This window comes from Mesorhizobium sp. CA13 (genome assembly GCF_020165235.1).
In the GTDB taxonomy this organism is placed as follows: Bacteria; Pseudomonadota; Alphaproteobacteria; order Rhizobiales; family Rhizobiaceae; genus Mesorhizobium.
Genome location: NZ_JAIUHS010000003.1, coordinates 423,961 through 437,283 on the forward strand (window position 1 = coordinate 423,961; position 13,323 = coordinate 437,283).

Below are 13,323 nucleotides of genomic sequence, written 5' to 3' on the forward strand. Positions count from 1 at the left end.
ATGCCGGACAGCGAGCTTGAGATGGATCGCGCCATGGGTGCGCTCGTCGGCGGGGCGCTGGGCGACGCGCTTGGGATGCCGACGCAGCTTTTATCTCCGGGGCGGATTGCTGAACTCTACGGCCATGTCGAGGATTTTGTCGCGCCTTTCGCCGATCATCCGGTATCGAAAGGGCTGCCGGCCGGGACTATCACCGACGATACCGAACAGGCGCTGCTGCTCGGCCGCATCCTCGTTGCTTCAGGCGACCGCTTCGAGCATGCGCGCTGGGTCAACGCGCTGCTCGACTGGGAGCGCGAGGTCAAGGCGCGCGGCAGCTACGACCTTTTGGGACCGTCGACCAAGCGCGCCATCGACGCCATCAACAAGGGCGTGCCAGCCGAGGACGCCGGGCGCAGCGGCGATACCAATGGCGCGGCCATGCGCATCGCGCCGGTCGGCATCATGATGCCGCCGGAGCCGCTGGATGCGCTCGTCGACAAGGTGGCCGAGACCTGCCGGGCAACACACAACACCTCGATCGCCATTGCTTCCGCCGCGGCGGTTGCGGCCGCTGTCAGCCGCGGCATCGCCGGCGGCGACTGGCGCGCCGCGTCCGACAGTGCCGTCGTAGGGGCGAGGCGAGGGGCGACACACGGCTATTGGGTGACCGGCGGCGACATCGCCGCACGCATCGCCTGGGCGCAGGGTCTGGTGCGCGGTAAGGCGCCGCGAGATGCAGTCCGGGTGATCACCGATCTGGTCGGCACAGGTGTCGCCAGCCAGGAATCTGTTCCGGCCGCCTTTGCGGTGCTCGAAATCGCCGGCGGCGATGCTTGGCAGGCGGCCGTCATCAGCGCCAATCTCGGCGGGGACACCGACACGATCGGCGCTATCGCCGCAGGCATGGCCGGCGCCTGCACCGGCCTTTCACGATTGCCGCAGGACCGCATCGCCGCCCTCAAGGGCTTCGACATGTCGCACGTCCGAGCACTGGCCGCCGACCTCGTGGCGGCGCGGACGTCGAAGGGCCGCCCGGAGCAGACCGGCCCTGGCAAGGACGCGGCGGCATGAACGGGCGTCTCGTCCATGTCGGCAGCGCGGTGGTCGACTATGTCTACCGCATCGACGCCTTGCCGGCGCCCGGTACGGAGAAGACCGCTTCGAGCTACGCGCAAGTCGCCGGCGGCGGCTTCAACATGATGGTCGCGGCAATCCGTACCGGCATGAAGGTGGTATTCGCAGGCCAGCTCGGCAGCGGACCCAATGGCGACTTCCTGCGCGCCGCCTTCGCCGCCGAAGATATCAACATTCTGACGCAGCCTTCGCCTCTGATGGACAGCGGCAACTGCGTCGCCATGATCTCCAGCGATGCCGAACGCACCTTCGTGTCGTGGCCGGGGGCGGAGAGCGTGCTCAGCCTCGACATGATGGCGCCGGTGCTGGTCTCGACCGAGGATTGGGTGTTCACGTCAGGCTATACGCTGAGCTATCCCGGCAGCCGCGGCGCGCTCACCGACTGGATGGAGACGCTGCCGGCGGACATTCCACTTGTCTTCGATCCGACGCCGGTCGTTTCGGACATTTCGCGCGCCACCCTGTCGCGGGTGCTCGCCCGCACGACCTGGCTGAGCTGCAACGCGACGGAAGCCGCCGACATTGCCGGCCCGGGCGATGCCGACGCCCTTGCGGCACGATTGCTTGCCGATCATTGTCGCAAGGCCGACGGCGTCGTCATCCGCTGCGGCGCCAAGGGCTGCCATATCCGACTGGCGGGCGGCTCCGCCCGAACCATTCCCGGCTTCGAGGTCTCCGCTATCGACACCAACGGCGCCGGCGACGCTCATATCGGCGCCTTCGTGAGCGCCCTGGCGCGCGGCATGCCGCCTTTCGAGGCGGCGCGCTACGCCAATGCCGCGGCGGCCATTTCGGTCACCCGCCATGGCGGTTCATCGGCGCCAACAGACGCGGAAATCCAGACTTTCCTGAGCCATGCCGACGATCCCTCGACCGGCGCGCGAGGCCAGGACCGGAAGGCCCATCAGACAGCCTGACAAAGCCCGGGAAGCGGGCAAACGAAGAGAGGAACGAACATGCGCATGCCTGACTTGACTGTCCTGTTGACGGCGACTGCCGTCTTCACCTCCGCACTTACCCTTGGCGCCATGGCCGATGAGGTGCATGTGCTCAACTGGAAGGGCTACGGCGCCGACGAGCCATGGGCGATCGCCGCCTTCGAGAAGGCGACCGGCCATAAGGTGGTCAACGACTTCTTCAATTCCGAACAGGAAATGCTGACCAAGATCCGCACCAATCCCGGTCTCTATGACGTCGTTATGATCAACGCCGCCTTCAACGACCAGGCGATGGCTGAAAAGCTGATCCAGCCGATCGATACCTCCAAGCTGCCCAACTATGCCGACATCAGCAAGGACAAGGCGAACTCGCCGATGCTCGACCATGACGGCAAGGTCTATGGCGTGCCGTGGGTGTGGGGCCTGACCGCCCTGGCCATCAACGAAAAGTCCTTCGACAAGCCGCCGACATCGATCGCGGAAATGTGGGATCCCGCCCATAAGGGCCGCGTCGTCATCCGCGACGATGCCGTCGAGGCCGTGCAGTTCGGCGCCATCGCCACAGGCCAGAACATCAACGACATCAAGGATATGGATGCGGTCAAGACGAAGCTCACCTCGCTGATGCCGCAGATCAAGACCTTCTGGAGCTCGGAGAACGACTGGAACCAAATGGTGGCTTCCAATCAGATCGACATCGGCACCTATTGGAGCGGTTCGGCCGACCGCGCCAAGACGCATTTCAAGCTGCCGGTCTCGCTCGTGATCCCGCAGGAAGGCGCGGTCGCCTGGCTGGACGCCTTCTCCATCCCGGTCGGCTCCAAGAATGTCGCGGGCGCCGAAGCCTTCATCAATTACATGATCGACCCGAAATTCTATGTCGAATGGGTCACCAAGGTCGGTGCACCAGTGTCGGCCAACACCAAGGCGGTGGAAGCGCTGCCCGAGGATGCGTTCAACCGCAAGGTGATGGGTGATCCCGCGGTCGCCAAGCGCATCCAGTTCCAGGCGCCGATCACCGATGCCCAGCGCGAAGCTTATCTTACGCTCTGGCAGCAGCTGAAGGTTGACGTGAAATAAAACGCGCGTCGGGGCCGGCCGGTGTTCTCGCCGGTTGGTCCTCCCAATCCGGGGGAGGAGGATAGCATGGCAGCAGAGGGGGCGGTCGCAGCGCGCGGCGGGCTGAGATCGGCGCTGCCGCTGCTGGCGCCCGCCTATCTCTGGCTGACGGTGGCGATCTTCCTGCCATTGTCGGCCATGGTGTTCTTCTCGTTCATGACCGACCTGCCGCTGACGGGAAAGCCGTGGGCGTTCACGCTTGGCAACTACGCCGCCTTCTTCTCGCAAAGCCTCTACCTGACACTGCTGCTTGCCTCGTTGCGCCTCGGCCTCGAGGTGACCTTGTGGTGCATCGTCATCGGCTATCCCGCGGCTTACGTACTGGCCAAGGTGCTGAAGGGGCGCAGCCGCGAGGCGATCTTCCTGCTCGTCATCCTGCCGTTCTGGTCGAACGGGCTGGTGCGCATCTTCTCCTGGGCGATGGTTTTGCGCGAAGGCGGCATTCTCGATACCGCGCTCAATGCGGTGCTGCCGTTCAAGATCAATATCGATCTCATGTATTCCTATCCGGCGATCATCATCGGACTGGTGCACTCCTATGTGCCATACATGGTGCTGACCTGCTATCTCACTTTGCAGGCGATCGACGATTCCTTGATCGAGGCCGGACGCTCGCTCGGCGCCTCGCGGCTGCAGGTGCTGAAGCGCGTCATCATCCCGCTGTCCATGCCGGGCCTGTTGGCGGGCGCGGCCCTCATCTTCGTGCCGGTTGTCGGCTCCTTCATGGAGCCGCGCATACTCGGCGGCCGCAGCGGCACCTTCTATGGTACGGTGATCGAGGATCAGTTCGTCGCTGTGTTCAACTGGCCGCTTGGGGCGGCACTCTCCTTCATCCTGTTGGCCGTGGTGCTGGTTATTCTGGCGCTGGCCGCACCGGTGCTGCGGAGGACGGCGTGATGGCGACGACGCGTATCCTGGAATGGCTCGGCCGCCTCTATATCGCGGTGCTGCTCGCCTTCCTGTACTTGCCCATCCTCATCATGGCGCTGATGTCGTTCAACGTCTCGCCTTTCTACCAGCTGCCGTTCGAGTGGACGACGGGATGGTATGCCTCGCTGTGGCAGAACGACCAGCTCATCGCCGCCACCTGGAACAGCATCAAGATCGCCGTCATCACCACGGTCATCTCGACCGTGCTCGGCTCGGCGGCGTCCCTGGCGCTCTACCGCAATGAATTCCGCGGCAAGAAATTCCTGCAGGCGCTGCTGTTCCCACCGATCGCCATTCCCTGGCTGATCACCGGCACGGCGATGCTGATCTTTTTCTTCGGCATCGGCATTGGACGCGGCCTGTTCGCCATCCTGCTCGGCCATGTCGCATTGGCGCTGCCCTATGTCATCGTGGTCGTCTCGGCGCGATTGCAGACCTTCGCGCCGGAGCTGGAAGAGGCGGCGCGCTCGCTCGGGGCCAATCAATTGCAGGTGACGAACCGCGTTACGCTGCCCTGGATCATGCCGGGTGTGATCGCCGGCGGCTTGTTTGCGTTCGCCGTGTCGTTCGACCAATTCGTGGTGTCCTATTTCCTGGCGACGCCGGGGCAGACGACGCTGCCGGTCGAGATCTACGCCGCGATCCGCAAGGGTTTCACGCCCGAGATTAACGCGGTCTCCACCATCATCATCGTCGTGTCGATGGCGCTGATGCTGCTCACGGCGCGCTTCTTCAAATTCGGCGGAGAGAAATAATGGCGGGCGTCCAGGTATCAAACGTCTCGCGCAGCTTCGGCGCACACAAGGCGCTGGACGATGTCTCCATCGATTTCGCCGATGGCGGCTTCTACGCGCTGCTCGGGCCATCGGGCAGCGGCAAGACCACGCTGCTGCGCCAGATCGCCGGTTTCGATTTTCCCGACAGCGGCCGCATCGCCATCGGCGGCGAAAGCGTTGAGCGGGTGCCGGTCGAGAAGCGGCGCATCGGCATGGTGTTCCAGAACTACGCGCTGTTTCCCAATATGAGCGTCGCCGACAATGTCGCCTTCGGTCTGTCGGTGCGCGGCGAGGCCAAGGCGGCGATTGCCACCGAAGTGCAACGCGCGCTCGACCTCGTTCAGCTCAGCTCGCTCGGCGGTCGCAAGCCGCATCAACTCTCTGGCGGCCAGCGCCAGCGGGTCGCGCTGGCGCGCGCCATCGTCACCAAGCCACGCGTGCTTTTGCTCGACGAGCCGCTCGGCGCGCTCGACAAGGCGCTGCGCGTCGACATGCAGATCGAGCTCAAGCGCATCCAGCGCGAGATCGGCATCACAACCATTTTCGTCACCCACGACCAGGAAGAGGCGCTGACGATGAGCGACCGCATCGGCATCTTGCGCGACGGCCGGCTGGTGCAGGAAGGGCCGCCGGAGGAGATCTACGACCGGCCGAAAAGCGAATTCGCCGCCACCTTCCTCGGCGACGCCAATATCTTTCGCGGCGATACCACCGGCAACGGCATTCGTCTGCCGGACGGCACGACGATTGCCGCCGGGGCCGGCGCCAGGCTTGCCGCCGGCGCAAAGGCAAGCTGCGCCGTGCGTCCGGAGCGTATTCGGATTGCCCTAGATGCCGGGACTTCGGACGGCGATGCCAACATGCTCAAGGGCCAGGTATCCAAACGCATCTTCGCCGGCAACAACAGCACCTACTTTGTCGAGCGTGCCGGCCAGACGCTGAAGGTCATCGTCCAGAACACCGGCGCTGACAGGCTGGCGGAAGGTCAGCATGTCGTACTACGCTGGTCGCCGGAGAGCACGGTGTTGATCGCGGCGGGGTAGTTCACTGAACTGTTGGCGTTCCTCCGCGCCATAAGATCGAGCAGGGGCCGGAGCGCCAATGACGTTGGAATTGACTGCCGAGGACCAATCCATGCTCGATGGCGAGCAAGGGCCGTCGGCGGCTGCGGCCATGAAGATCCTTGTCGCCTTCTCCAAAGCCATCGGAGCAGAGAGCCTCCTCGACATCGCCGGCGCCCATATTGATGGCTGCCTCTACCACGGCAAGGCAGGGCTCGATTTCGTCGAACGGCTGGTCGAAGGCGGCGGCCGCGTTCAGGTGCCGACGACGCTCAATGTCGGTTCGTTTGATCTCATCCATCCCGGTCTGGTGAAGATGCCGGCGGCGGAGGAAGCGCCGGCGCGGCGGCTGATGAAGGCGCATATCGAGCTCGGCTGCCAGGCGACCTTTACCTGCGCGCCCTACCAGACGCGGTTCCGGCCCGGTTTCGGCCAGCAGATCGCCTGGGGCGAATCCAATGCCATCGTGTTTGCCAATTCCGTGATCGGCGCGCGCACCAACCGTTATGGCGATTTCATCGACCTGTGCTGCGCCATGACCGGACGCGCGCCGGCCTGGGGCCTGCATCTCGACGAAAACCGGCGCGGCCGCATCCTGTTCGAGCTGGACTTTGCTGAGCCAGAGCCGAGCGACGGCTTGTTCGTCGGCGTCGGGCTGATCATCGGGCAAGCGAGCGGCGATCGCGTTCCGGTTATTACAGGCCTGCCGCGGCCGCGCGACGAGGACCAGCTGAAGGCGCTTGGCGCGGCGGCGGCCACGACTGGCGCGGTGGCGCTGTTCCATGCGGTCGGCATCACCCCGGAAGCGGGAACGCTTGACCAGGCGTTCCAGGGTCAAGCACCGGAAGACACGATCCGCATCACGCGGGCCGATATCGATCAAGCGCTGGCCAGGCTGTCGCGCGTACCCGACGGGGCGCCGCTGGCGGCCGTGTCGCTGGGCACCCCGCATTTCTCGCACGCGGAATGGATGCGCCTGCTGCCACTGCTGCGCGCCGTTGCGCCGGGCCGGGGCATCCCGATCTATGTCAACACCGGTCGCGCGACGCTGATGCGATTGCAGGAGGAGGGGGCGCTTGACGGCACGCAGGCGTTCGGCCTGATCCCCGTCGCCGACACCTGCACTTATGTCACTGCGATTCTGGAACGGCTCGACGGCGCGGTGATGACCAATTCCGGCAAATGGGCGCATTACGCGCCGGGCAATATCGGCGTGACGGTTGCGTTCGCCGATATGAAGGATTGCGTCCGCTCCGCCGCGATGGGGCACGTCGTGCGAGGCGCGTCATGACCGCGCCGGCGGGAACGAGAGTCGTCGAGCGATCCGGCATCTTCCAATTGACCGGCAGTGCCGAAGGGCGGGCGCTGGTGTTTTCGCAGACGCTCAGCTTCTGGGGCGGCATCGATGCGGGGACCGGGGACATAACGGATCACTCGCATCCTGGCCTCGGCCAGAACGTCGCCGGGCAAATCCTGGTGATGCCGAGCGGGCGCGGCTCCTCGTCCTCATCCTCGGTGTTGGCCGAGGCGATCCGAAGGGGCACGGCGCCTGCCGGCATCCTCCTCGAACGGCCCGACCCGATCCTGGCGGTGGGCGCCATCGTTGCGGAATTCCTATACGGGATCAGCATGCCGCTGGTGGTCTGCGACATTGACGGCATTGTTTCCGGCGAGCGGATCGCGATCGGTGTCGGCGGGGATAACAGGGCAATTGTCCGCAAGGAAACCGTTTCCTGACCAAGTTCGACGCGGACGACGCAGGCAGTTGGCGCTTCGCTCCCCACCAAATCTCATTTCTTTCAGACAGCCTTCCGCTCGAACAAACTTTTCGCTCGGCCCGAAACATTGGCACGATATTCCAAGCGGCACGGTTGACTGGGGGCGGGTTGTCTAGCCTATAATTCTACTAAATTCATAGACTAACTTCGTCCGGCGCTGCACGGCATGCTCCATCTGAGCGGCAGCAAGAAGGGAGCGCATCGATGCCGAAGACAGAATCCAACTCGATCGAGCTTGGCACCAAAGCGGCCGATTTCCTGTTGCCCGACGCACAAGGCGTGCTGCACCGGCTCGGCGATTTCGATGCAAAGCCCGCCTTGCTCGTCGTCTTCATCTCCAACCGCTGCCCGTTCGTCGTTCTGATCCGCGAGCAGCTTGCCGCTTTCGCCAGGGAATATGCGGGCAAGGGGCTGCAAGTGGTGGCGATCAATTCCAACGACCATGAGGCGCATCCCGAAGAGACGCTGGCCCGCATCGGCGAGGAAGTGGAGGAATTCGGCTATTCCTTCCCCTATCTCAAGGATGCCTCGCAGCAGACGGCGAAAGCTTATGGCGCGGCCTGTACACCCGACTTCTTCCTGTTCGGCGCCGACCGGCGGCTCGCCTATCACGGCCAGTTCGACGATGCGCGGCCGGGCAACGGCAAGGTGGTGACGGGCGCCGATCTGCGCGCGGCGCTCGACACGGTGCTGGAAGGCGGCAGGCCCGCCGCCGACCAGGTGCCGTCGATCGGCTGCAACATCAAATGGAGCGCCGGCAATGAGCCGGCGTGGTTCTCGGGCGCTGCGCGCGCTGCTTAGCGCCTCGCACTCCTTCGCAGAGCATCCATGTCCATGCCTCAAAAATCCGCGTCCGACAGGCTGCAACTCCAGGCCGACGTGCTCGTACTGGGCGGAGGCCCGTCCGCAGCCTGGGCGGCGGTCGCCGCTGCCGAAAGCGGCGCGCAGGTGGTGCTGGCCGACAAGGGCTATCTCGGCACCAGCGGCGCCACCGCACCGTCCAATACGGGCACTTGGTGCGTACCGCCGGGCGACAACAGGCATGCCGTGGTCGAGCGACGCTGGCAGCGCACCGGCGAACTTGCGGACCAGCGCTGGATGCTGCGCTGCGTCGACACGGCCTATCGCAACCTGCTCAGGCTTTCCGAGTGGGGCTATCCGTTCCCAAGCGAGGATGACGGCCGGCTCTACATCGCCAATCTGCGCGGGCCCGACTACATGCGCTTCATGCGCCGCCGTGTGCTTTTGGCTGGCGTTACCGTGCTCGACCACCATCCGGCGCTGGAACTCCTGTCGGATGGCGATGCCGTCGTGGGCGCGGCCGGTATCGGCCGGCAGGCCGGCCAGGACTGGCGCGTCGACGCCAACGCGGTGGTGCTGGCGACCGGCGGCTGCGCTTTCCGTGAGCGCATCCTCGGCGGGACTGGACTGACCGGCGACGGTTATCTGATGGCCGCAGAGGCCGGCGCAAGCCTGTCGGGCATGGAGTTTACCGGCAAATACATGTTGGCGCCCTTTGGATCTTCGCTGAACAAGGGGTTGCCGTTCCGCTGGGCCTCGTTCCATCGCGAGGATGGGTCGCCGATCCTGGGCTCTACCGGTGAGCCGCTGCGCAACGGCATCGGTGAACGCGAGGACGAGGTGGCGCGCGCATTGATCGAGGGACCGGTTTATGCGCGCCTCGATCAAGCGGAACCCGCGCTGCAAGGCTGGTTGCGCCAAGGGCAGCCGAACTGCTTCGTGCCTTATGACCGCGCCGGTGTCGACCCGTTCACCGAGCTGTTCCGCATCACCCTGCGCGCCGAAGGCACGGTGCGCGGCACCGGCGGCATCGACATCGTCTCCGACGACTGCGCCACCGGCGTGCCCGGCCTCTATGTCGCAGGCGACGCCGCCAGCCGCGAGATCATGACCGGAGCGGTATCGGGCGGCGGCGCCGTCAATTCCTCCTGGGCGCTGGCCAGCGGCTGGTGGGCGGGCAAGGGCGCCTCGACCCATTCGAAGCGTCGCGGCGGCAAGGCGTTCCGCGACACCGTCGAGCCACTCGGCCAGGCCGGCCTGCGCCCGGCGGCCTCGCCGCGTGCCGACATCGCGGCAGGCGAGATCATCGAGGCGGTGCGCAACGAGGTGACGCCGCTCGACAAAAATTTCTTCCGCAACGGCGAGAGCTTGGAGAAAAGCCGGCAGCGGCTGGAGAGTGTCTGGCGCGACGTGCGCGACCATCTGCGGGGCGAAGGGGTGGACCGGGTCCGCACGCGCGAGGCGGCGTCGATCGCCGCCGCCGGGCGCTGGTCGGTGGCGGCCGCGCTGCATCGGACAGAAAGCCGCGGCATGCATCGGCGCACCGATCTGCCGGGCAAGAACCCGGCCCTCGCGCATCGGCTGGTCATATCAGGCGTCGACGACTTCCGCATTGCCGGGGCGCCGAAGCGCCTGGCGGAGCTGGCGTCATGATCGAGATCGTCTCGGCCGCGCGCTGCGTCGAATGCGACATCTGCGTCAAGGTGTGCCCGACCAATGTGTTCGACGCTACCAAGGACGGCGCGCCTGTGATCGCCCGCCAGGACGATTGCCAGACCTGTTTCCTGTGCGAGATCTACTGCCCGACCGACGCGCTTTACGTTGCCGAGTTCGCCGAGGGGCCGACCGGCATCACCGAAGCGCAGGTCGAGGCACATCAACTGTTCGGCGGCTACGCCCGCGCGCTCGGCTGGAAGCGCGGCAAGGCCGGCGGCTCTGAATTCGACCCGACGCACCGCATCCGCGTGGCGCAATAGGAAGCGACAGGACATGGACCGCATCGTCGTCAGCGATATCAAGAAGACCTTCCTGCTCAAGCCGGGGCAGTTCGTCACCGTCGACGGCGAGGAGACCGACCGCGTCACTGTGCTTGACGGTGTCGATCTTTCGGTCCGCAAAGGCGAGTTCATCACTTTGGTCGGCCCGAGCGGCTCGGGCAAATCTGTGCTGCTCGACATCATCGGCGGGCTGACGCAGGCAAGCGGCGGCGACGTCCAGCTCGACGGCCGGCGCATCACCAGGCCGGATCCTAAGACCGGCTATGTCTTCCAACAATATGCGCTGTTTCCCTGGCGCACGGCGCTGGCCAACATCGAATACGCACTGGAAGTGCGTGGTGTCGCCAAGGCCGAGCGCACGGCGACGGCGCGCCACTTGTTGTCGTTGTTCGGTCTTGCCGGTTTCGAGGACCGTTTCCCCAACCAGCTCTCCGGCGGCATGCAGCAGCGCGTGGCGATCGCCCGCGCCCTGGCGAGCAACCCGGAAGTGCTTTTGATGGACGAACCCTTCGCGGCACTCGACCAGCAGACGCGCGAGCTCCTGCAAGGCGAGCTCTTGCGGATCTGGGGCAAGATCAAGACGACGGTTATCTTCGTTACCCATTCGATCGACGAGGCGATCTTCCTCGCCGACCGCGTGGTGGTGATGACGGCGCGTCCGGGCGCAGTGAAGGAGATCATCGACATCGACCTGCCACGGCCGCGCGACGGAGACATCCGTGCCAGCGCCGGATTCAACGGATATCGCGCCCGCGTCTGGGACGCGCTGCGCGACGAGGTCAACAAGGCGCAGAAGGACTGGACGTTGTCGCCAGCCTTCAGTCATTGAGGAGCTAGAGCCATGGCCTATCTCACCGAAAAGTTCGGCCCTGCCGGCGCTCTTCACCTGTTTGCCGGCGCCGGCGAAACGGCGGCCGCCGCGAGAGTGCCGGCCATCAAGGCCCACAGTGCCAAGGCCCGGCGCAAGGGGACGAGCCACGGGACTTTCCTTTACGGCTTGCCGCTGCTCGGCCTGTTCTTCCTCGTGTGGGAAATCGCGCCACGGCTCGGCTGGCTGAACCGTATCTTCTTTCCGCCGCTGAGCGAGGTGCTGGTCGCTTGGTGGAACCTACTCGCCTCGGGCGTTCTGGTCGAACATATCGGCATCAGCCTGCAGCGCGCGGCGATCGGCTTTGCTCTCGGCGTGGTGGTGGCCATTCCACTTGGCCTGCTGATGGGGCGCTACTCGCTGTTCGAGAAGGTCTCTGACCTGCTTGTGCAGACGCTGCGCAACACCTCGCAATTCGCGCTGCTTCCGGTGTTCATCCTTTTGCTCGGCATTGGCGAGGAATCAAAGGTGGCGATCACCTTCTACTCCTCGGTCTTCTTTCTGCTGGTCAACACGATCAGCGGCGTCAAGTCGGTCGATCCGCTGCTGATCAAGGCGGCGCGCTCGATGGGTACGTCCGACTTCGACCTGTTCCGGAAGGTTATCCTGCCGGCCAGCATCCCCTCTGTTGTCGCCGGCGCAAGGCTGGCGGTGAAGTCGTCGCTGTTCGCGGTGATCGGCGCCGAGATGCTGGCGGCCAAATCCGGCCTCGGCTTCCTTATTCAGAACTCGCAGTTGATGATGGAAACGGCGGACATGTATGCCGGCATCCTGACGCTGACCGTCATCGGGCTCACCGTCAACTATTTGCTCGTCTGGTTCGAACGCTGGGCGACCGCCTGGAAAGGCCAGTCCGAGTCCTCGCTCATCTGAGCCGTTCACTCATTCCAATCAGCAAGGATTTTCCTCATGTCCAACATTGCATTCGACGGATTTCGCCGGCTGTTCCTGAAGGGCGCCATTGCCGTCGTCATCGGCCTTGGCGGCATGCCCGCCTTCGCGCAGGACAAGCCCGAAGTCATCCGCATCGGCAGCACCGCGCCGGGGCACCTCAAATTCGTCCTCGCCCAGAAGGACGGCTGGTGGGAAAAGGAGTTCGCCAAGGACGGCATCAAGGTCGAACTTGTCACCTTCAATGGCGGCTCCGAGGCGACGACGGCTTTGGCTACCGGCGCGATCGAATTCACCTATACCGGAAACAATCCCGCATTGCGCGTCGCCGCCTCCGGCGCCGATGTCAAGCTGATCGGCCTGTCGAGCTATGTGCGGTCGGGAGGCTCGTATGTCGTGGTTAAATCCGACTCTCCCCTGAAGACGCTGCAGGATCTCAAAGGCAAGAAGGTCGCCTATCTCACGGGCACGGTGCGGCATTCCAATTTCAGCAAGGCGCTGAACAGCGTCGGCCTGACGACTGGTGACATCGAGGGGTTGAACCTGCCTTTCGAGGCCTCCGGCCCGGCACTGCTGCGCGGCGACATCGACGCCCTCGTCGAGACGGATTCGACCGCGGCTAAGCTGGTCGACACCGGCGAGGCGCGGGTACTCTTCGATACCAGCACCTACCCGGAATGGAACGTGCCGAACGTCATTTCGGTCAACGGCGCCTTCGCGGCGAAATATCCGGACCTGGTCAAGCGGCTGCTGAAGGTCGACATCGAGATTTCGCGCTGGGCCGATGCCCATCCCGACGAGACGATCAAGACATTCGTCGAGGCGACCAAGTCGTCGGAGAAATCGGTGCGCAAGACCTATGCCGACGGCGTTTTCCACCAGGATCCGAGGCTGACCGACGATGCGATCGGGGCGCTCAAGGGCGAAGAGAAATTCATGGCCGGTGCCGGGCTTTTGAAGGGCTCGATCGACTATGGCAAATGGATCGACAAGAGCTTTGTCGATGCCGCCGCGGCGGAAGTCGCCGTCGTGCAGTAGGCTTTGGGCT

14 protein-coding genes are annotated in these 13,323 nt (G+C 64.8%); all 14 read left to right on the forward strand.

Features of this window, described 5'->3' with window-relative positions:
* The 14 genes from LB566_RS11050 to LB566_RS11115 all read left to right on the forward strand — a co-directional run bounded on the left by LB566_RS11050 (window position 1) and on the right by LB566_RS11115 (window position 13,313).
* A complete protein-coding gene (locus tag LB566_RS11050; protein WP_224624431.1) occupies window positions 1-1,053 on the forward strand; it encodes an ADP-ribosylglycohydrolase family protein in 1,053 nt (350 codons plus the stop codon).
* Window positions 1,050-2,033 (forward strand): PfkB family carbohydrate kinase, encoded by a 984-nt coding sequence (locus LB566_RS11055; RefSeq protein ID WP_224624432.1) that lies wholly within the window; start codon window positions 1,050-1,052, stop codon window positions 2,031-2,033. Before LB566_RS11050 ends, LB566_RS11055 begins: the two co-directional genes overlap by 4 nt.
* Window positions 2,034-2,072: 39 nt before the next feature.
* Window positions 2,073-3,134: an ABC transporter substrate-binding protein gene (locus tag LB566_RS11060; RefSeq protein ID WP_318012771.1), complete on the forward strand. Its 1,062-nt coding sequence runs from the start codon at window positions 2,073-2,075 to the stop codon at window positions 3,132-3,134.
* A gap of 66 nt (window positions 3,135-3,200) precedes the next feature.
* Window positions 3,201-4,070: an ABC transporter permease gene (locus LB566_RS11065; RefSeq protein WP_140553760.1), complete on the forward strand. Its 870-nt coding sequence runs from the start codon at window positions 3,201-3,203 to the stop codon at window positions 4,068-4,070.
* Window positions 4,070-4,858 (forward strand): ABC transporter permease, encoded by a 789-nt coding sequence (locus tag LB566_RS11070; RefSeq protein ID WP_140553762.1) that lies wholly within the window; start codon window positions 4,070-4,072, stop codon window positions 4,856-4,858. The genes LB566_RS11065 and LB566_RS11070 overlap by 1 nt, the downstream gene beginning before the upstream one ends.
* Window positions 4,858-5,922, forward strand: coding sequence for an ABC transporter ATP-binding protein (locus LB566_RS11075; RefSeq protein WP_224624434.1), 1,065 nt, complete (start codon window positions 4,858-4,860; stop codon window positions 5,920-5,922). The genes LB566_RS11070 and LB566_RS11075 overlap by 1 nt, the downstream gene beginning before the upstream one ends.
* 58 nt (window positions 5,923-5,980) lie before the next feature.
* Entirely contained in the window at window positions 5,981-7,231 is a 1,251-nt protein-coding gene (locus tag LB566_RS11080; RefSeq protein ID WP_224624435.1) for an aconitase X, read from the forward strand.
* Entirely contained in the window at window positions 7,228-7,677 is a 450-nt protein-coding gene (locus LB566_RS11085; RefSeq protein WP_224624436.1) for an aconitase X swivel domain-containing protein, read from the forward strand. Before LB566_RS11080 ends, LB566_RS11085 begins: the two co-directional genes overlap by 4 nt.
* 245 nt (window positions 7,678-7,922) lie before the next feature.
* Window positions 7,923-8,519, forward strand: coding sequence for a thioredoxin family protein (locus tag LB566_RS11090; protein WP_224624437.1), 597 nt, complete (start codon window positions 7,923-7,925; stop codon window positions 8,517-8,519).
* A 27-nt stretch (window positions 8,520-8,546) separates the two neighbouring features.
* Window positions 8,547-10,172 (forward strand): FAD-binding protein, encoded by a 1,626-nt coding sequence (locus tag LB566_RS11095; protein WP_318012839.1) that lies wholly within the window; start codon window positions 8,547-8,549, stop codon window positions 10,170-10,172.
* Complete coding sequence (locus tag LB566_RS11100) at window positions 10,169-10,495, forward strand: ferredoxin family protein (RefSeq protein ID WP_224624439.1); 327 nt, start codon at window positions 10,169-10,171, stop codon at window positions 10,493-10,495. The genes LB566_RS11095 and LB566_RS11100 overlap by 4 nt, the downstream gene beginning before the upstream one ends.
* A gap of 13 nt (window positions 10,496-10,508) precedes the next feature.
* Window positions 10,509-11,345 (forward strand): ABC transporter ATP-binding protein, encoded by an 837-nt coding sequence (locus tag LB566_RS11105; protein WP_140553774.1) that lies wholly within the window; start codon window positions 10,509-10,511, stop codon window positions 11,343-11,345.
* 12 nt (window positions 11,346-11,357) lie between these two features.
* Window positions 11,358-12,257 (forward strand): ABC transporter permease, encoded by a 900-nt coding sequence (locus tag LB566_RS11110; protein ID WP_140553776.1) that lies wholly within the window; start codon window positions 11,358-11,360, stop codon window positions 12,255-12,257.
* Window positions 12,258-12,293: 36 nt separating this feature from the next.
* Window positions 12,294-13,313 carry an aliphatic sulfonate ABC transporter substrate-binding protein gene (locus LB566_RS11115; protein WP_224624440.1) on the forward strand — a complete coding sequence of 340 codons (1,020 nt, stop codon included), beginning with the start codon at window positions 12,294-12,296 and terminating at the stop codon, window positions 13,311-13,313.
* Window positions 13,314-13,323: the final 10 nt, after the last annotated feature.